Raw genomic sequence first — 19157 nt, 5'->3', positions numbered from 1 at the left:
TTGTTCGTAGTAAAGACTTTAATTATTATAAATAAAATTAATTTGCGATTGATTTTAATAGTTTTTTAGCACTGTTTACACTTTCAATATCGTATAGTTCGGGATTGTAAGAAACAATTTGTGCTACCAATTTATGATGGTAATTTTGAGCTTTTTCATTCCTCGAACCATGAACCTGACGATAATTAAGAACTATTTCTCTCGTTCCAAAAAAAGGAATGCTATGTTTGTGACAATTAACCCAAAATTCCCAATCCTCATAACCTTCTTTCATCTCTGCTTTGTAACCGTTGACCAAATTCCAAACTGATTTGTGATACAATGAAGACGTGCAAATCATATTAGATTGTTTGATATTTTTTGGTGAATATAAATCATAACTGGGTATTGTGTGATTTTCATTGCCGCCAAAAAGTTGATAAGAACCAAATGCTATGCAAGGTACTTTGGATTTTAGACATATTTCTAAAAGACAAATCAAGGCATTGGGATCTAAAATATCATCGGCATCTAAGGGAATTATGTATTCGCCGTTTGCTGCCGATATGCCAGTATTTCTAGCCCTTGATATCCCTTGATTAGCTTGTTCTATTAGCCTAATTTGATGCTGGGGATTTGTTGCTATCAAATTTTTGGCGGCTGTGCTAGTAGTATCTAAGCTGCCATCATTAACAATGATTATTTCCCAATTTTTGTAAGTTTGATTGATAACGCTAGTTACTGCTTGCGACAAAAAATGAGCTTGATTGTAACAGGGAATAATCACAGATATTAAAGGTCGATCTGCCGATTGTGGCGAAGGTGCAACTTGTTTGACACTTTCTGATTGTAAATTCTGTGCCGAATTTCTAGCAGCTTGCAAGCTGTAAAAATAAATCTTGGGATGGACGATCGCTAATTGATTCAGCTCGGTATTTTGATACTCATTTACTAACCTCGGATATCCCGGCAAGTATTCTTGTTTAACAAAAATCAAGATATTCTGAGCGTACCAAGGCTCTACTTTGTCATTGTTCCATATTTTTTTTCTCAAGCAATCAATGACTGCATAGCCCTTTTTCTGAAAGTAATAAACCCAATATTCTGGCCACTGTTCGTTAACGTGTTCGACGCCTCCTTGAAATGGTATCGCAGCAGAAAACAGAATCACTGGTGCTAGTTGAGTGAGAGAATTAACAAAGTTTTCGGCACAGGTAGCCGGTAAATGTTCGGCAACTTCCAGAGAAATTGCTAAGTCAAACTTTCTGTTTATTTGCAGCGGTTGCTTTAAATCGGCGGATTGGAACTGATTTAAAGGAATTTGTAAAATAGTGCGATCGACATAATCGCCATCTATTCCCAAACAATCAGAAATTCCCAACTTGTGAAAAGCAGCTAACCAGCTTCCCGTACCGCAGCCCACATCTACCACACTTTTAGGTAAAATCGGTTGCAGCAATTCTAACAGCAGGGGAATAATTTCTCTAGCAGAAGTGCGAGTTCCTTCTCCGATTAATTGGTAAAAATCTCTTGTATAAGATGACTGTTGGTTTTGATTGGTTTGGCTGGCTATTTGAGAATTAATTGTCTCTAAACTGCTAATATTGTAACCGTGCAAATGTGCTGGCAACTGCCAGGAAATCTTGGGGTCTGGTTGATGTTTTACTGGCTCGACATTGCCCCGCCAAGCAGCACCCATAATTTGCATTGTTTGATATACTACCGTTTGCCATCCCCTTTGCTTCAAGTAATCTAAACCTCGCGCAACAGCGGGAGCCGCTAAATCGTGAAATAAAATTATCGCATCTTCCTCAGCCAATTTTTCACACGCAATGGCATCATTTAACGGGCCTTCACCTTCGTGTTCCCCGTCAATAAAAATTAACGACCATTTGCGGTTGAATTGAGCGGAAAATTCTTCGACTCTTTGGGGGCTATAGCCCGGTATTAGCTCGACTGATGTTTGAACGCCCGACGCATTGAGAGCACCTTGAATTGAGTCGATTACGCTTTGTCTGATGTCCTCTCTTTCTAACAGCGGATCGACGACATCTAACTCAACTCCTGCGAGGGCTAAGTGACAGGCAGACCACCCTAGCCAGCAGCCTATTTCTAAGGCCTTTTTACCTTTGAATTGCAGAGCAGTATTGTAAAGAATATGTGCTTCGTCGCGATTCAAAAACCCGATAAATGGATAGCGCTTGTCTGCATACCAATTATGCGGAACTTCCCGGCGCAAATAAGGCCAGTTACTCGTATTTAGATCGGCAATAATCATATTGGGGAAATAGGAGTCAGGTATAATTATTTGGAACCCTGGCGAGACATAATCCCCTGGATGTAATAAATTATTTTTGCTAATTTCCGGTTGTTGGTAAGTCATTTTGGGTTTTTGAAATATTTGGACTGCTTCCTGTTTTTTAGGTTGGTAACGGACGCTAATTTCCAGTATATCGCCGTCAGTTGCCATCAATTGTACTCGGTCAAACTGCTGGCGGCCAGCTAAATGCAAAATGCCGATCGCCTCCTGCGGCAAGTACGGCTCCACAAAACAGCCTCGCTGCTTGTCCCAAACCGGAAAACCGTTGAATATCCAATTGCACCAAGCTGGGAGCATTTCAGTGAGATTGAACAATTCGCCACTGTAAACAGCGAGGTTGAGGGCAAATTGATCTGTCATGACACAGCCGGATCTTTGCAATCCTTGATTGATTTTTTCTGCCCAGATTTCCCAGTGCAAAGCATCTTGTCGGAGTGCGAAAACTCCGGCATTTAATATCGGATAAGTGTAGAATTTATTAGCAATTTCTTCACCAAAGTTAGCTTCATATTGTTGATAAACCCACGGCCAAAACTGAGGAAGTTGCCCGTACTGCTGCAAGCTTGCCCTGTGAACTTCGGGAACAATTGCCAGCCCCCGGCGCGATGCTCCTTCAACCAACAAATTAATTGCTCTCCAGTCTTGAACCCAAGCATCTGCATCTATCCAAAGGTATATATCAAAATTGGGAAAGTATTTTCGCAAACAAGGTCTAACTAATAGTCCTTTTAAATGTTCTGGAGATTCATTTCTACCGGGAAAATCAAAATCCCAGTCCGGTTTTTTAATAAAAGTTACTTGCCTTTCTAGCCACTGCAACTGTTCGGGAGTGCAGCCGAGATCGAAAAAGCCGATCGCCACATTTTCACCCTCTGGTTTTTGCCGCACCGATAAAATAGTACCTTGCACCAATTCAAAGTAATTTGCATCGGCGGCCGTGATGATGATAATCTGCATAAATAGTAACGGGTGCATCTCGTTGGGTGGGGCGGGTTTATTTAACCTGTTTGCACCGTTGAGGGGAAGGGGTGAACCCGCCCCTACAGGCTGCTTGAAAAGTCTGATTAAATTATAGGCTAGGGTAGGGTGCGCCGCAGCACCGCAATATTCATAAAACTATACTATCGAGACGATCGAGGAGGAATTGTGAAAAACCATAAAGGGAAAGTTTATCTAGTCGGTGCGGGGCCCGGAGATTGTAACTTGATGACAGTGCGATCGCACAAACTGCTATCCCAAGCCGAAGTCTTAATCTACGATGCTCTTATCGACATCCCGCAACTCGAATTAATCCCACCAACTTGTCGAAAAATCGAAGTCGGGAAACGCGGCGGCAAACCTTCCACCCAGCAGGAAGAAATTAACCGTTTGCTGGTAGAACATTGCCAATTAGGAAAACAAGTAATCCGCTTAAAAAGTGGCGATCCGTTTATTTTTGGTCGTTCTAGTTCCGAAATTCAAGCATTAATCACAGCCGGCTGCGACTTTGAAGTAATACCCGGAATATCCTCCGCCTTAGCCGCACCTTTACTAGCAGGAATTCCCCTCACAGATCCGGTAATGAGTCGCTGTTTTGCAGTGATGAGCGCCCATGAACCTGATGCTTTGGAATGGGAAGCATTAGTGCAGATAGAAACTTTGGTAATATTGATGGGAGGGCGCAATTTAAGCGAGATAATTTGGCAATTGCAAAAGCACGGACGATCGCCCGAAACTCCGATCGCCATTATCCGAGATTGCGGCCGCCCCGAACAGCAAATTTGGCTCGGCACTCTCTCCAACATTGTACACCAAACAGCCGGTCAATCTCTATCGCCTTGCGTGACCGTAATTGGGGAAGTAGTTAGATTGCGCGAATATTTAATCCAGCCAGAAAGCACAAATATGATCGATACACCTGTCACCATTAATAACAGCCAATTGCCGCTAGCAGGAAAAACCATTTTAGTCACGCGATCGGTTTCTCAGTCGGCGGAATTTAGCGATCGACTCCAGCAACAAGGAGCCCGCGTGATCGAAATGCCCGCCTTGGTAATTGGGCCCCCTTCGAGTTGGGAACCATTAGACAGTGCGATCGCACAATTGTCAAGCTTTCACTGGTTAATTCTCACTTCCCACAACGCTGTAGACTGCTTTTTTCAAAGATTACAAGCAAAAGGCAAAGACGCCCGGAGTTTGTTTGGTATTAAAATCGCAGTTGTCGGGAAAAAAACCGCAGAAAGTTTGCGATCGCACTCTCTACAACCCGACTTTATTCCCCCCAACTTTGTCGCCGATTCCCTAGTCGAGAACTTCCCCTGGCAGGGCGGGCACGGGGGCACCGCCCCTACAAACTGCAAAATCCTATTTCCGAGAGTAGAAAGCGGCGGCAGAGAAGTTTTAGTTAAAGAATTCACCGCCAAAGGAGCGCAAGTAATAGAAGTGCCAGCTTACCAATCTTGCTGTCCCGAAACTATCGATCCGATCGCCCTATCCGCACTCCAAAACCAAGCCGTAAATATCATAACCTTTGCCAGTTCCAAAACCGTGCATAACTTTTGCAATCTCCTCGAAAAAAGCCCAGACTTATCCCTGTCTAAGGATTGGTTGGAAAACGTTTGCATCGCATCCATCGGCCCTGAAACTTCCAAAAGCTGTCAGAAATTATTGGGTAAGTTAGATGTGGAAGCCAAAGAATATACCTTAGACGGATTGACTGAGGCGATCGTCCAATGGGCACAAGCGAGGTTGTAAAATAGTTGTACGATCATTAGGAGGAAAGAAACATGACCGCAAAAGACCAACTTCTTCAAGAACTAGACCAAGTACCAGAACCCGTGCTGCTGAAAGTGCTTGAATTTGTCCGTTCCTTAAAGACTGAAGAAGAACAACAAAAACTAGAAGCCAAAGCATGGCAGGCATATCTAAATTCCGAACACGAAAGAAAGGAGGTTTACCGTCGCCTTGCCAACTCCTAATTTTGTCAGCAAAAGTATGGTTTTAAGTATCCACGCCAGACAGATAGAGAGGTTTGGCGGCACTCCCGGCGTTAGAGATGAAGGTTTGTTAGAGTCGGCTTTGGCTCAACCGCAAGCAACTTTTGGCGGTCAATTTTTGCATTCAACGATTAGCGAACAAGCTGCCGCCTATCTCTATCACATAGCGATGAATCATCCCTTTATTGACGGCAATAAACGATCGGCTTTTGCAGTGACAGATACCTTTTTGCGTTTGAATGGTGGCGCTTTGAATTTGACCGACGATGAAGTATATGATTTAGTCATGCGAGTCGCGCGGGGAACGATGACTAAGGAAGAACTAACCACCGAGTTTGAGTCATGTATTGTTGAGGTTTAATAAGTAAGTTTGGCAGTGCGCTACATTGAGATTAAGTAAGATGCGCCGATAAGCGCCCTACAGTGAAATAGCGAATCGCGGAACAAAAAAGCGAGTAAAGTTATCACTAAAGAACAAAGCCGAGATCCCTTGCGTCAAGCCAGTAATAAAACTAAACAGAAAATAGCACCAACCGCCGATCGCCCTTCCTCCACCAAATCCCGCTACCCAACTACAAATTAGCAATAGCCATGAATATAAATTTTTCTCGTTACGACACCTTAACCACCCTGCTAGCAGGAACTACCGCAGCCTTAACCATAGTCATCAGCCAAAGTGCGATCGCCAAAACCCCCCAAGAAGTCGCCAGCATTGCCGGGCCGCTGACAGTACAAATTAACAGTGCTCTCGGAGACGGTTCTGGGGTAATTATTGCCAAAACAGGCAAAACTTACACAGTTTTAACAGTCAACCACGTCGTAGAAAAAGCAGACGTGAAATACACCGTTCGCACGTCTAAAGGCAAAAACTATCAAGCAACCTCCGTCACCCGTTTGCAAACCGCCGAAACTGACCCGGATTTAGCCGTAGTCAAATTTGAAAGTCCCGAAGAATATCCAGTCGCGACGATCGCAGATTCCGATCAAGCCGTCATCGGCACTCAAATCTTCGTTTACGGCTATCCCGCTACGGGCGGACTTTTCGGCGCTGAACGAGAACCCGAACTCTCTCCCGGACTCGTTACCAGCCGCCCCAGCAACCGCCCGGAAGGTTACACTTTGCGGTATCAGGCCGTAACTTGGAGCGGCATGAGTGGCGGCCCAGTTTTTGACTCCGAAGGCCGAGTCATCGGTTTACACGGACAAGGGGAATTCGGTTTTGCTCAAACCAGTTCCGGCGAAGTCGCCCCAATTAAAACCGGATTTAACGCAGCAGTTCCCATCAATACATTTATCGCCAAGCTAGTGGCGGCGGGAATAAACAAATCCGAGTTGAAAGTAGACAATACTCCCGCAACGATCGGCCCGGTATCCACCGCCAATCCCCAAGACGCCCAAGCCTATTATTTTCGAGGACTTTCGCTGTTAGATCAAGGAGATGCTTGGGAGGCGATCGCGGATTTCAACAGAGCACTCGCTTTCAAGCCCAAATATACCCCTGAATTGTATTTTAATATCGGTAATGCCCGCACTTTCATCACCGCCGGCTTAGCCCAACTCGAACCCACACGCGGTTCCAATGCTATTCAAGCATACACCCTGGCGATCGAAGCCAATCCCGGTTTTGCCGACGCTTACTACAACCGAGCTTTAGCTTACCTGGACAACAAAGACCAACCGAAAGCAATTGCCGACTTCCAAAAAGCAGCAGAACTTTACAAGCAAGGCGGCAGAACCAGCGCCTATCAAGACGCGCTCAACAGAATCAAGCAATTGCAGTAGAATGAGAAGTTAATAATTAAGAATTAAAAATGACTAATCCCATTTTTAATTCTTAATGTAGTTCATAAAAACAGCAGGTAAATAACCATGACTGCTATCACCTTAAATCTCAATTCCCTCATAAAACTAACTTCAGAACAGTTTTATCAACTGTGCGAAGAAAACCCTGACTTGAAACTCGAACGCAACGCCAACGGAGAATTAATCGCCATGCCGCCAACCGGAGGAGAAACAGGAAAAAGCAACTCAAAACTTAACTTACAGGTAGGAATTTGGAACGATCGAACTGAACTCGGAGAAGTGTTTGATTCCTCCACAGGATTTACTCTGCCCAATGGCGCCGATCGATCTCCTGATGCGTCTTGGGTAGAGAAATCCCGCTGGGAAGCTTTGACACCTCAACAAAGAGAAAAATTTATCCCGCTTTGTCCCGATTTTGCTGTCGAAATTCTCTCCCCAACGGACAGCTTGACAAAGACTCAGGAAAAAATGCAAGAATATATGGAAAATGGCTGCCGTTTGGGTTGGCTGATTAACCGCAAAAAACGCGAAGTTGAAATTTACCGCCCCGGTGAAGATGTAGAAGTTTTACAATCTCCTCTCACCCTTTCTGGGGAAAATGTTTTGCCGGGATTTGTTCTCAATTTGCAAAAAATTTGGAATTAGTAGAATTAAATTTTGACTTATATCATCTTCGGTAAAATAAGCGTTATAAGGAGCGCGAATTAAATAACTTACAATTTTAATTGTTATTGTGGGATGGGCGTCCCGCCCGTCATGAGTGGACGGGCGGGACGCCCATCCCACTTTCAAGAGTGGAAGTTATTTAATTCTCATTCCTAAGCTGGTATTGAGGAATGCAATTCCCAGCGAATTTGGTCAGGACTCTGGATCGTCCCTACGAACCAATTTTGTTATTATCGCTCGACGGTACATCATATTACCTGGAAATTTGATAAAATTATAAGTACCCATAAAATTAACAGGCTAGAATTATGGTTCAAACAATTCAAGCTAAAAATGTCACATTAGAAGAATTAAAAGCACTTTTTGACCTTCAACTTGTCACAGACGACCAATTTTTCAGAGAATGGCAAGATGAGTTACCAGAAATTACCGACTTTCAAAAACGACAACTAGATCAGATTAAAGCTGGTTACTTAAACTTGTTAGAGTATCCGCCGATGCTGGAAAAAACCATTAGTTTGTCGATCGTCTCTCCGCTGTTATTTGCAGGCGAGTTTTATCTGCATCCTTTCTACATTAAACCAGAAAAATCCGTCGAAATTTACGAAGAAGATGAAGGGGTTATCATCAAAGGTAGCCTCGATACTTTAGTTTTAAAAGAGCAGTTGTGGCTGATGGTAATAGAATCGAAACGAGTTTCATTTTCGATCGAAGCGGGATTGGCGCAAATCTTAGCTTATATGCTGGCAAATCCCAACCCGGACAAACCTAGTTACGGCAGGATTGCTACAGGCGGCAGTTTCATCTTTGTTAAATTAGTTAACGGAGAATCACCTCGATATAGCACATCTAAGGGGTATCTCACCCGGAACCCCGGCAACGAACTTTATGACGTGCTCCGCATCCTCAAACGGCTGACTCAATTAGTGATTAGTCAGTAGTTATTGGCAATTGGGAATTGGCCCGCGCAGGGAATTAGGCATTAATCTTCCTTCTTCCCTCTTCCTTCTTCCTTCTTCCTTCTTCCTTCTATCTTCAGAATTACCACGGCGAACCGATCATGGTAAAAGCGGCCCAATAATAAGGATGCGACAAATTTCGATCGCCCCTGGCGGCCAACTCCGACGGCAAAGGCAGAGCTTGATTGTTGCCCGATCGTACCAAATAACCATCTTGCAACCGCACTTCACCCCGCAACATCGCCAACTGCGCTTGTCGCAAAGCCTCAGCCTTAATCGGCGCTGTACGCAACTGCTGGTAAAACTCAGTCATCAGCCCCAAAGTACCGACATCGCTGACATACCACAAACTCGCCAAAGCCGATTTTACCCCAGCGTGCACCGCCAACCCCGCAAACCCCAACTCAGCTTGTTCGTCTCCCACCGCCGTAGTACACGCACTCAAAACCAATAACTCCACCTGCGGGTTAGATAACTTCAACTGATCCAACTGATTCAACCGCAACTTAGTATCCCAAAACTGAATGTAAGAATTTTGGGCCCCCCCAGGTTGAAAATCGCCGTGAGTAGCTAAATGAATAATTTTGTATTGCGATTGATTGCGCTTCTGCTTCAAATTTGCCAAAGTAAAAGCTTCATTAAGAAAAGACGAACCAGGCCAAATCTTGCCCACAATGGTCGATATTTCCAGCGGCACCGCAGGCAAAGGATTTTGATCGTATTTGGCAGGAAAATTCGACGCACCCATCGCTAACACTTCAGAACCCTTAACATCGGCATAGCGAGTATCAGTTAAACTCAAACTCGGAATCAGCCCCAAACTGTACTTTTCTACCAAAAACTGCTTGCCGTCGTAAAGAGCAGCCAAAGGCAAAGTTCGCAAACCGACATCCATCGAAAACACCAAAGTGTCAATCTTGTTAGCCTCCAATTCCGGTTGCAGCGGTGCAATTAACCACTGGTAAAGTTCCTCGGCAGGTTGCTTGTAATCAACAGCATTCAATCTCCTGGGACTTCTGATAGCATTAGTGAATTCTTTAGCAACTTGCAGGACTGTCTCGCGGCTTGCAGGCACGCTTTTAAAAACATTTTTGCCGTTTGGCAATAACAACACAAGTTCTAAATTTTTGTCTTTTGCCCACACGTAAAGGATGGCGGGTTTAACTCCAGTCAACCGATTGACGCTGCTGAGAGTATCTCGAATACTTTGCTGCGTGACCGACTTTTGACCGAGATTGCCCCCAAAGTAACGTTCAAATTCCCGGCCCTGAGTTATATCCCTTTGCTGCACTGCGTCGATCGGATTTATTTGCGCGATCGAGTTCGATCGAGAAATCTCAGGAACCCTCACATTCCCGATACTTTCTGCACTCACCGCACTCGCCGGCTTCTGTGGAGTTGTTGCCACGCTGGCGTTTTCTGTCGCCCCAGGCGTACCAAAATTGCCTTTTAACACCGACGGCGACAGCAGTACCGGCCCCGCAGCGGTTTCCTTCGACTGAGCCTCAACAGGCGCAGCAGCAGGTTCTGGCGAGACATTTGCGTTACTGAGCTTTGGCGCAGACACTGGGGGGCCGAGACTCACCTGAGTCACAATTTGTTGAGAATTGTCTGTAGTTTGCAGTTCCACACTGGTAGTTGGTGCCGGAGTCGTCACGATCGCCAGCGGCCCGATCGCAGTTGAGGAAGTGGCAGTGTTCGACTTCGAGTTTCCAGTCCCAACAGTTGCCGCCGTGCAGGTTCCCGACGAGCAAGTGCTTTGCAGCAGCGTCTGTGAACCCGATTGAGCCAGCCCGTCTGTAGAAATGCTGACCTCGGCGCGCTCAGCAGCAGTTCCTGTTCCAGCAGCCCGAAACGCTCCCCCAGCCTCGATTGCCACATCGCCGCCCGTATTGCCGCGAGCTTTGATCGAAACAACTTCAACATCTTTCTGCCCGGTAATTTGGCTCGAACCCGCACTTCCCGATTGCGAACTCGAGTTAATCACCCCTGTAACGATCCGGCCCGGCGCCGCAATCGAAATATCTCCCCCGCTTCTGGCACCAAAAGCATCGATGTTGCCGGTTTCAACCGCACCGGCGCTGCGGATATTGATAGGGCCCGCCACCCCGGAAGTTGAGCGAGATGAAACCGTACCAGCAATCAACTTGCCTTGACTGCTAGTGATGTTAATCCCCGCTTTCGAGGTAACGTCTGCGACGGCTACAGTACCGCCCATCAGAGAGATCGTGGCGTTATCAGTGCCGACGATCGCACCCGTTCCCACGATCGCGCCGCTGCCAGAAGGCGATCGAATCGTCGTCGGATCTTGAAATGTCAACGCCACTGGCGTTGAATCTGGCGTTGAATTTGGCGTTCCAGAACCAATCGAGATCACACCGCTACCGTCAGCGCGCCCGATCGTGATCGAAGCAAACCCATTCCGAAAAGTGTTCAATTCAGCAGCAGTCAAGTTCAGAGCTTCTGTATCGCCAGAACCTTGAATTATAATATTTTGACTAGGATCAGCCGGTTGCAGCACTAGATTGCCGTTGCTGGCGATCGAATTTTTGTCACCCGTCAAGTCAATTTCGTTGCCCGTCAGGGTAATATCTCCCCCTGTTTGCGAGTCGCCAGCTTCGATCGCCCCTGCAGTGACTCCATTGCGCCCCGTCAGCGTCACCTTCCCCGCGCGATCGCCCCTCGTGTCGATCGCCCCGGCAGTCACCGTGCCCTGTGCGGTAACACTAACATCTCCCGCCGAATTACCTATATCTTGGGAAGAATTGACAGAAGTGTTGATAGTGCGGGCAGTTCCAGTAACTAGCTGACCGGTTGTGACATTGCCTGCGGTGCTGACGATGCGAACTTCCTGATTGTTGGTAGTGATATTTCCGGTACGGATATTGCCGTCAGCTTTGAGAGTAATTGAGGCATTGTCGGCCGCTGTCAAAGAATTTGTGGTAGTGATTGTTCCCAAACCCGCTGGCGATTGAATAATTAGCGGATCGTAAAATGTGAAATCGTTGGCAATCAGAATTGAACCGATACCGTTGCTGCGGCCGATCGTAATTCCAGCAAACCCATTTTCCAAACTTCCGAGGTCGTTTGCCGTCAGATTCAAATAAATATTAGTACCGACATCTCCAGAACCGCCGATCGCAATATTTTGACCAGGACTCCAAGGTTGCAGTACCAAAAAGCCAGTACCGCTGACTGAATTTTTGTCACCTTTAAAATTAATTTCATTACCAGTCAAAGTAATGTTTCCCGAACCCCCTGCGATCGAACTCACTCCCAGAACATTCCGAGCCGTCACAGTTACATTTCCCGCCGCTTCCGGGCCGCTGGCATCAAGTTTTTGGGCCGTTACGTTCAGGCCGTCGATCGCAATATTCCCGCTGCTGCCGGTGCTGGGATTGGATGAAGAAATGTTGTTTGCAACAGTCGAACCCGGACTAATCAAACTAATATTTCCGCCGTTACTTGACAAATTGCCCGCAGTAATTTGACTTCCCGAAATGGTTATAGCACCGCCAGCCGTGCTAATTGTATCGGCCGCATTCATCGAAAAAGCACCCGCACCATTGCCATCCGCATCTGCTCTAAATGTTACCGAACCAGTAGTTGCTTGAAAGCTCAACTGATTGTCCGCCAAATCAGCAATTGTAATATCATTGAGCGCTTCGAGAACCACATTTGCAGTCGCCGACATACTTTCCAAAGCTCTAGCCGAAATTGTCAGCGAAGGCTCAGAATTGTTTTCCTGTCCTGGTAGCGTTCCTGTTGCCAAAATATTATTGTTGGCAATTATTTCCGCATCGCCCGCAGCTTCTGGGGAATCTGTAATTAAAATATTTTCAGGATCTAACAGCAAAGTCCCCAAACCGTTTGTCCCAGAGGTATCAACAGTACCGTTAAAAATCAATCTTTGCTTACCCGAAACTTCCACAAACCCCCCAACACCTGCGGTTCCCGTTGCAGAAACGCCATTGGCGCTGATGCTGCCCAAAAATGCTGTTGTGTTGTCAGCCCAGACAACAACTCTGCCGCCGTTGCCTGATTCAGTTGCGTTGGCTGCGATCGAACTTTTGCCATCCACGTAAGTCATCCTGGCATTCGGCACAGTTCCCTCGCCTCGGTAATCTCCCCCGATCCGTACCGTTCCGCCACCGTCCGGCCCCGAAGCCTCAATCTTCGCTCCAAACAGCCCTACCTTGTCGCCCAACACGTTGACGCTTCCTCCGGCGCCCCCCCTGGCAGACACGTCCGCAGCACCCCCTAGCAGAGCAGTTCCCGCCCCTGCAGGCACTGTTTGGCCGCCTGTGAGCACGACTTCACCTTGAGCGTTCGTAGTTATACCCGTAGCGTTAGCCACGCCGGGGCCAGAGAGCAGCCGAGGTAAACTCAGCCCAGAGAAGGGAAGAGCTTCCGAACCCGACACTCCCGCAGCCGGAGAAACTTCTAAACTCAGCAAAAGTCCGTTTTGACTCAACCGCACCAGATTTTCGCCCGGAACAGCCGCCACAGTAATTTGACCGCCTGGGGCTGAAAGTTGTCCTGTACTAATGACCGTACCGCCCAGCAAAGTCAAATTTTGCCCGGTGCTGACAGCCAAGTTACCGGCATTGACAATACTCCCCGGCTGTGGGCCAAAAGCAAAAGCATTGGGCGTTCCGACGAGGGCCGCGTAGTCGTTCGCCCCAGTACCGTTGAACCAACCGTCGTCAAAACCGATACCGCTAGCGGTGGTAGCCAAAAAAGACCCGGACACGTCGAGTCGGGCATTTGTTCCGAAGATGATGCCTGCGGGATTCATCAGCAACAAATTAGAATTGCCGCCACTAACTTGAATTAGACCATTAATTAAGGAAGCATCGCCCCCGACAACACGGCCGAGGATATTTTTAACGCTTGGGTTGGAGATGAAATTGGCAGTTTCGCCCGAATTCAGATTGAACCGAGTAAAACTGTGGAACAAATTTGCTCCGTCTCTGGAGGTAGTGCCGCCCTGAATGTCGTAGCGAGGAGGCGACGCTGTACGTGGGGCGGTGACATTGGTTCCGGTGCCGTCTGGGGCTGGAGTAATAGATTGTGCCGCAGCAATTTGAGAGTGGGGATAAATTGCCACGAGTACCCATCCGTTGCTGTTTTCTTTGAGGAAAACCAGGTTGGGGAAAAAATCTAATATCAAAAATCCAGCAATGGGAATTGCTGCCAGAATCGACCGCACAGCACGTTGAGCATTCATAAGTTTGCCTCGGTCTAGACCTTAATTCGAGTTTAAAATTGAGATTTTAGGTAAAAAAGAGTCGATCGCACCCAATGCTGACACTTCCTAACGCGAACTCTCGATCGCAAATCTTAAAATTTAAGTCTAAATTTGATTGTGTCACCAACATAGCAAAGACTGACAGTAAGTGTCGAAACACAGTTCCGTTTAAACGCCTGAAAATTATGAGCGATCGAATTGTCCGTCTGATCGGTTTAACTGGGGGCATCGCCACCGGTAAAACCGCTATATCTAATTATCTGGCCGATGCCTGTGGATTTCCGATTTTAGATGCCGATATTTTTGCCCGCGAAGCTGTGAACCCCGGTTCGCCAATACTTGACTCTATTGTAAAACGATACGGCGCGGGTATTTTGCTCCCGGACGGCAATTTAAATCGGCCAGAGTTGGGAAGTATTATTTTTTGTAACGCAGACGAGCGGCAGTGGTTGGAACAACAGATTCACCCTTACGTGCGCCGCCGATTAGTTGAGGAAACTCAAAGCTACATTGCTGCATCGAGTTTGGTATCCCAACACACACAGGATTTAGGTACAAAGACTCAAGAAACCGGCTTGTTTCACCAAAAGCTAGAACGAAGTATTGTTGAAAAAAAACCCGGTTTCTGTGCCAAGGCTGACACGTTGACTTTGGTTTTGGTAGTGCCGCTGCTGTTTGAAGCTAACATGACTGACTTGTGTACCGAAATTTGGGTAGTGTACTGTTCACCCGAAGTGCAGTTAGAACGACTAATGCAGCGAGATGGCTTAAGTTACGATCGAGCTAATGCCCGCATTAACGCCCAGTTGCCGCTAGCTCAAAAGTGTCAACAAGCTGATGTTATTTTGGACAACTCGTCAACCCTCGACTCGCTATTCCGGCAGGTAGATGTGCAACTCAGTCGCTGTGAGATTTGATATTTGAGATTGACTCGGCGATATGAGTTTTAAAACCAGGTTTTTTTAATTTCTGCGCGGCAGTTAGTCGCTTTGAGAGGTGAGATTTGAGATTGAATCCACGATTTTGTGAAGGGGCTTTTTTCTCCAACCGCTTTCGACTCCTCCTTCAAAGTGGCGCGTAAGCGCTCTTGTCACAAAGTAACATCAGAAAAGATCAGAAAAGATCAGAAAAAATAAAAGGTTCACAATTTATTTAAAAATACAATAGCAATCATTTATGAAGTTAATGTGAAAAATTAGGCATTTCCCCCTTTAAGGAATCTCATTCACCAAGATATTTATAGCGGTTCTCAAAAAAGTGAGGTATGCCCTATGCCCTATGCCCTATGCCGGATAGTACCTCATATGAGAGCTCGAAAGGCTATATATGTAACCTGCTGATGGCGGGCTTGGGTACTCTCCTGTTGTGTCTTTAATCCCCGGATTGCGGCTTCAACTCAATAAATTATCAAGTTAATCATAAAAGTCGTAAAACTTTACAATTGGCGGTTTTTGTTTCCTTCTTGGAAGACTGTTTCCAGAGGATTCCAGAGGCGATACCATTTTAGATTTTAGATTTTAGATTTTAGATTTGGGAAGGATTTATAACTACCAGGGTGGGGAACACGGGCATAGAAGAGTAGCATTCTTTTTTTGAACATGGTCTTGAATTCTGCTGGTTGCCCGCAACTAGCAGAGAACTAGAAATTACCAGCGAAAAAGCGAGCTAGATGAGGGATTTAATCCGCTTTTAACCAAAATTCAAAAAAATTGCAGGTGCCGTCACTTACTAATTGATGATTTCACCACAATTATTTTTTTTATCCTGATAGCAGAGTACAGACTGCGTATCAAGAAGGGAAAATACACCCACCAAAATTTATGATGCGCGTTTACTCTTCCATCCTGATGTCAAGCCTGTTACTGAGTGCTGGCGCAGTTAATGCTCAAAGCTTAGAAACTCGATCGACCTTTTTTGCTCAAGACAACTCTGCTCCCGAAATTTTAACCGCCATAGCCGACTCTCAGACCTTTTACGATAAGGAGCCAGATAATAAGCCGCCACAACGAGGAAGCGGGAGATAAAGCCGAAAAAAGCGATAATTGCAGGGAATTAGGGGGAGAATGGGAGAATATAAAATTGGGAGAACAAGAGAAAAATTGAATATTTCGAGCCATTAATTGCGGACTTACGTACTGCGTAGCAAAAAACCGATTTTTCAGCAGTATTTGACGACTCAAGGCATAATTTTTGGCTATTCCGGTTTTTTGGCCAAGCGTCCTCAAGATATCAGACACCACCAACGGGCGGGAAATGTTGCACTCAAAAAAAAAGAAAGGTAAAGCGCGAGTAGGAATCTTACGCTTTACCTTTTTTTTTTAACTTTTGCAGATTTAATCTTCTTCCGCAGCTTCGCCACCAACAACGACATCGCGAATCCGCAAACTCGGGCCCCCACAGCCGACGGGCAAACCGCTTTGTCCTGCCTTGCCGCAGCCGCCGGATTCATCCCAGTAGAAATCGTCGCCGATCGCCTCAATATCAGCTAAAGTGCTGAAAACATTACCCGAAAGAGTAACATCCCGCACCGGATTGTCTAGTTTTCCGTCGCGGATCATCCAAGCTTCGCCGGCACTGAAAGTAAACATTTCGCCGTTAGTCATGCCACCTTGCCAATTGCGCGCATAAACTCCTTCTTTGATCCCAGAAAATAAGTCAGCAACTGGCGTGTCACCGCGTTCGATCCAAGTATTCGTCATGCGGACGATCGGCGGATAATGATAATTCAAACAGCGAGCATTGCCAGTAGGCGTTTCTCCCAATTTGCCTGCTGTTTCCCGCGAGTGCAGTCGCCCGACTAAAGCGCCGTCTTTAATTAACTGAGTAGTAGTCGCGGGAGTGCCTTCGTCGTCGTAGAAATAGCTGCCCCGGTGTCCCTCTGGCGATGCACCGTCGAAAATTTGCAAGTTTTCTGGGCCGAACTGGCGGCCGAGGGTCATAATTTCCAAAATGTCGGGATTTTCGTAGGCCATGTCGGCTTCGGAAAGGTGTCCGAAGGCTTCATGGACAAACAATCCGGTCAAAATCGGGTCGATGACGACGGTGTAGGTGTTGCCTTGGACGGGGGGTAAGGCTAGGGAATCTACGGCTCGCTGGGCGGCGCTGCGAACTTGAACATCGAGATCGGTTAAATCTTCGTAAGCTTTGCGGGAACCAGTGGTTTCGCGGCCGGTTTGTACGGTTTCCCCGCTGCGGGCTGTGGCGGCAAAGCGCATTTCCATGTCTGCCCAACCTTGTTCGAGCATGGTGCCTTCGGAGGTGGCGAGGATGATCCGCTGGGTGCTGTCGCCGTAGCGCACGGAGATTGTGGCGATGCGCGGGTCAATGCTGCGGAGGATGGCCGCGTAACGATCGCACAATTGCTTTTTGTCAATTAGGGGAACCAGACGGGGGTCTGTTCCTGTCAGCGGCAGCAAGCAAATGTCTTGTACTGGTGTAACTGGCGCCAGGATCGTTTCTTCTTCGCCGATCAGTTTTGCCGCGGCGATGGCTTCTTCGATTCTTTCGGCGAGGGTGGAAAGTCTGTTAAAACTGGCAAAGCCCCAACCGCCTTTGTGGCAAGCTCTGACTTGGCCGCCAATTGAGACTCCTTCGCTGAGGGTTTCAATTTTTTCGCCCCGCAGCAGGATGTCGGTGCCTTCGGCTTCTTCCAGTCGAATTGCCAGATAATCGACTTGGTGGCGGTAGCGTGCCATTAAGTCTGACAGCAGATTTTTCGAGTCGGCGATCGAGGTGGGCATAAGGAAAGCACGGTGTTTAACTTACTTCATTTTGCACTTTTTTGACAACTCCCCTGCCTAAAGGCGAGGGGATTCTTGGTTCATGGGGACTACTCATGTAGCTTGCCCTCCCCAAAATTCACTGCGATGTGCCCCACCGCTGTATATCCACGCTGCAACACCACTTGGGCGGCTGCAACATCTCGATTCGTTTCATAGCCACACGTTTGGCATTTATGCACCCTTTGAGACAGTTCCTTTTTACCTGTATGGGTTTGGCACTTGGGGCAGGTCTGGCTAGTACCATGAGCATCTACCTTGGCGAAGTACACACCTCGCTTAAAGCAGATATGACTCAAAATGTTGAGAAACTGCCCAAACCCCGCATCTAGGGTGTGCTTACACAGCATCCCGGCTGACATGGCTTTGAGATTCAAGTCCTCGGCAAAGACAGTCTTGGCTCCGTCGCACAAATGATGAGCGGTCTTAAAGTGAAAGTCTTTCCGAGAATTCGAGATGTACTCGTGGTGTTTGGCAATTTGATGGTGAAGCTGACGAAATTTCCTAGAGCCTTTCTTCTTCCGTTTCAGTTGACGTTGCAGCGATTTCAGCTTGCGTTGTCCACCCACAAAGAATCGAGGTCTATCAATCAATTCACCATCAGACGTTGCCAAAAAATGTTCTAGCCCTAAATCAATCCCCAATCCATGCCCTGATGCCGAGACTTGAGGCACTTCAACATCACATTGTAAAGTGAGCATGGCCCAGTAGCCAGATGCCCGTTTCACAACGCGAATTTGCTTGACCTCAAAGCCTTCAGGGATTGGGCGCGATAGGTGCATTTTGACGCTTCCAATCTTGGGCAAGTTGACCCAATGGATGCCATTAAAGCGCTGAACAGATTCTAGATTCAATTGAGGAAACACAAATGAGCGCATCCGCTTTTTGAATCTAGGAAAGCCGTGCCCGCGATCCCACCTTGCCACAAACGCCGCCTCTAACTGGCGCAACACTTGCTGCAAGACATGGGTGTGAGGGAGCTTCAATTCGGGGATTGACTTCTTTGCTTGGGCCAGTGTTTTGCATTGGCCCGCAAAGGTTGGACGCGGTGCATCGGCAGGGATGATGTATTCCTGTTTGATGCTGCACGAGTTGATATCACATTTACGAGAATTTATCCAATCCTTCCGTTCCCGCAACGCAAAGTTATAGACCTTGCGACAGATGTTCAGCCACAGGTCGAATGTTTCGCGTTGCGCGTTGGTGGGAATGAGCTTGTACTCGTAGGTTAGATTCAACATATAACCATTCTACAGCGACTCTGAATAAATAGCAGCTTGTTTATTCAGACTCCTCACTGAAGACATCTTCATTGAAAGTCCCCCTAGAAGGGGAGGCTTGTACCCATTTCTCTGGTCACCGGGCGGGCGATCGTACAAAATACCGCCGCAAGCGCGGAGATTGCGACTTATTGGTACGGTTCTG

The 19157-nt window shown here is 46.9% G+C and carries 13 protein-coding genes; 9 read left to right on the top strand and 4 right to left on the bottom strand.

The features are described 5' to 3' along the window. Positions 1-37 precede the first annotated feature (37 nt). Positions 38-3256 carry a glycosyltransferase gene (locus tag QUB20_RS07380; protein WP_333248656.1) on the bottom strand — a complete coding sequence of 1073 codons (3219 nt, stop codon included), beginning with the start codon at positions 3254-3256 and terminating at the stop codon, positions 38-40. A 189-nt stretch (positions 3257-3445) separates the two neighbouring features. Here QUB20_RS07380 and cobA point away from each other — a divergent pair, with 189 nt between their 5' ends. The 6 genes from cobA (at position 3446) to QUB20_RS07350 (ending at position 8684) form a co-directional block, all read left to right on the top strand. Continuing rightward, positions 3446-5032 carry a uroporphyrinogen-III C-methyltransferase gene (cobA, locus tag QUB20_RS07375; RefSeq protein ID WP_333248659.1) on the top strand — a complete coding sequence of 529 codons (1587 nt, stop codon included), beginning with the start codon at positions 3446-3448 and terminating at the stop codon, positions 5030-5032. Between the two features lie 32 nt (positions 5033-5064). Beyond that, on the top strand, positions 5065-5256 hold the full coding sequence (locus QUB20_RS07370) for a DUF2281 domain-containing protein (protein ID WP_333053201.1): 192 nt from the start codon (positions 5065-5067) through the stop codon (positions 5254-5256). Positions 5257-5272: 16 nt separating this feature from the next. Next, on the top strand, positions 5273-5635 hold the full coding sequence (locus QUB20_RS07365; protein WP_333236335.1) for a type II toxin-antitoxin system death-on-curing family toxin: 363 nt from the start codon (positions 5273-5275) through the stop codon (positions 5633-5635). A 230-nt stretch (positions 5636-5865) separates the two neighbouring features. Then, on the top strand, positions 5866-7056 hold the full coding sequence (locus QUB20_RS07360; protein WP_333248662.1) for a tetratricopeptide repeat-containing serine protease family protein: 1191 nt from the start codon (positions 5866-5868) through the stop codon (positions 7054-7056). A gap of 87 nt (positions 7057-7143) precedes the next feature. After that, positions 7144-7722: a Uma2 family endonuclease gene (locus QUB20_RS07355; protein WP_333248664.1), complete on the top strand. Its 579-nt coding sequence runs from the start codon at positions 7144-7146 to the stop codon at positions 7720-7722. A gap of 329 nt (positions 7723-8051) precedes the next feature. Beyond that, positions 8052-8684, top strand: a complete 633-nt coding sequence (locus tag QUB20_RS07350; RefSeq protein WP_333250049.1) for a restriction endonuclease subunit R — start codon at positions 8052-8054, stop codon at positions 8682-8684. Positions 8685-8784: 100 nt separating this feature from the next. Here QUB20_RS07350 and QUB20_RS07345 read toward each other — a convergent pair whose 3' ends face one another. Next, positions 8785-13932 carry a CHAT domain-containing protein gene (locus tag QUB20_RS07345; protein ID WP_333250047.1) on the bottom strand — a complete coding sequence of 1716 codons (5148 nt, stop codon included), beginning with the start codon at positions 13930-13932 and terminating at the stop codon, positions 8785-8787. A 206-nt stretch (positions 13933-14138) separates the two neighbouring features. Here QUB20_RS07345 and coaE point away from each other — a divergent pair, with 206 nt between their 5' ends. From coaE to QUB20_RS07330, 3 genes are all read left to right on the top strand, one after another. After that, positions 14139-14870, top strand: a complete 732-nt coding sequence (coaE, locus tag QUB20_RS07340) for a dephospho-CoA kinase (protein WP_333250045.1) — start codon at positions 14139-14141, stop codon at positions 14868-14870. Positions 14871-15773: 903 nt separating this feature from the next. Next, on the top strand, positions 15774-15977 hold the full coding sequence (patX, locus tag QUB20_RS07335) for a heterocyst-inhibiting protein PatX (protein WP_333208308.1): 204 nt from the start codon (positions 15774-15776) through the stop codon (positions 15975-15977). Positions 15978-16073: 96 nt separating this feature from the next. Then, the gene (locus QUB20_RS07330; protein ID WP_333291274.1) at positions 16074-16235 is read left to right on the top strand and encodes a hypothetical protein; all 162 of its coding nucleotides are present in this window, start codon (positions 16074-16076) and stop codon (positions 16233-16235) included. Between the two features lie 51 nt (positions 16236-16286). Here QUB20_RS07330 and QUB20_RS07325 read toward each other — a convergent pair whose 3' ends face one another. Both QUB20_RS07325 and QUB20_RS07320 read right to left on the bottom strand, forming a co-directional pair. Beyond that, complete coding sequence (locus QUB20_RS07325) at positions 16287-17693, bottom strand: TldD/PmbA family protein (RefSeq protein ID WP_333250043.1); 1407 nt, start codon at positions 17691-17693, stop codon at positions 16287-16289. An 89-nt stretch (positions 17694-17782) separates the two neighbouring features. Beyond that, positions 17783-18973 (bottom strand): transposase, encoded by a 1191-nt coding sequence (locus QUB20_RS07320; RefSeq protein WP_333250041.1) that lies wholly within the window; start codon positions 18971-18973, stop codon positions 17783-17785. Positions 18974-19157: the final 184 nt, after the last annotated feature.

This window comes from Microcoleus sp. B4-C2, from assembly GCF_036705265.1.
In the GTDB taxonomy this organism is placed as follows: Bacteria; Cyanobacteriota; Cyanobacteriia; order Cyanobacteriales; family Microcoleaceae; genus Microcoleus.
The sequence above is the reverse complement of the archived record's forward strand: the minus strand, read 5'-3'. Positions and strand labels throughout refer to the sequence as shown.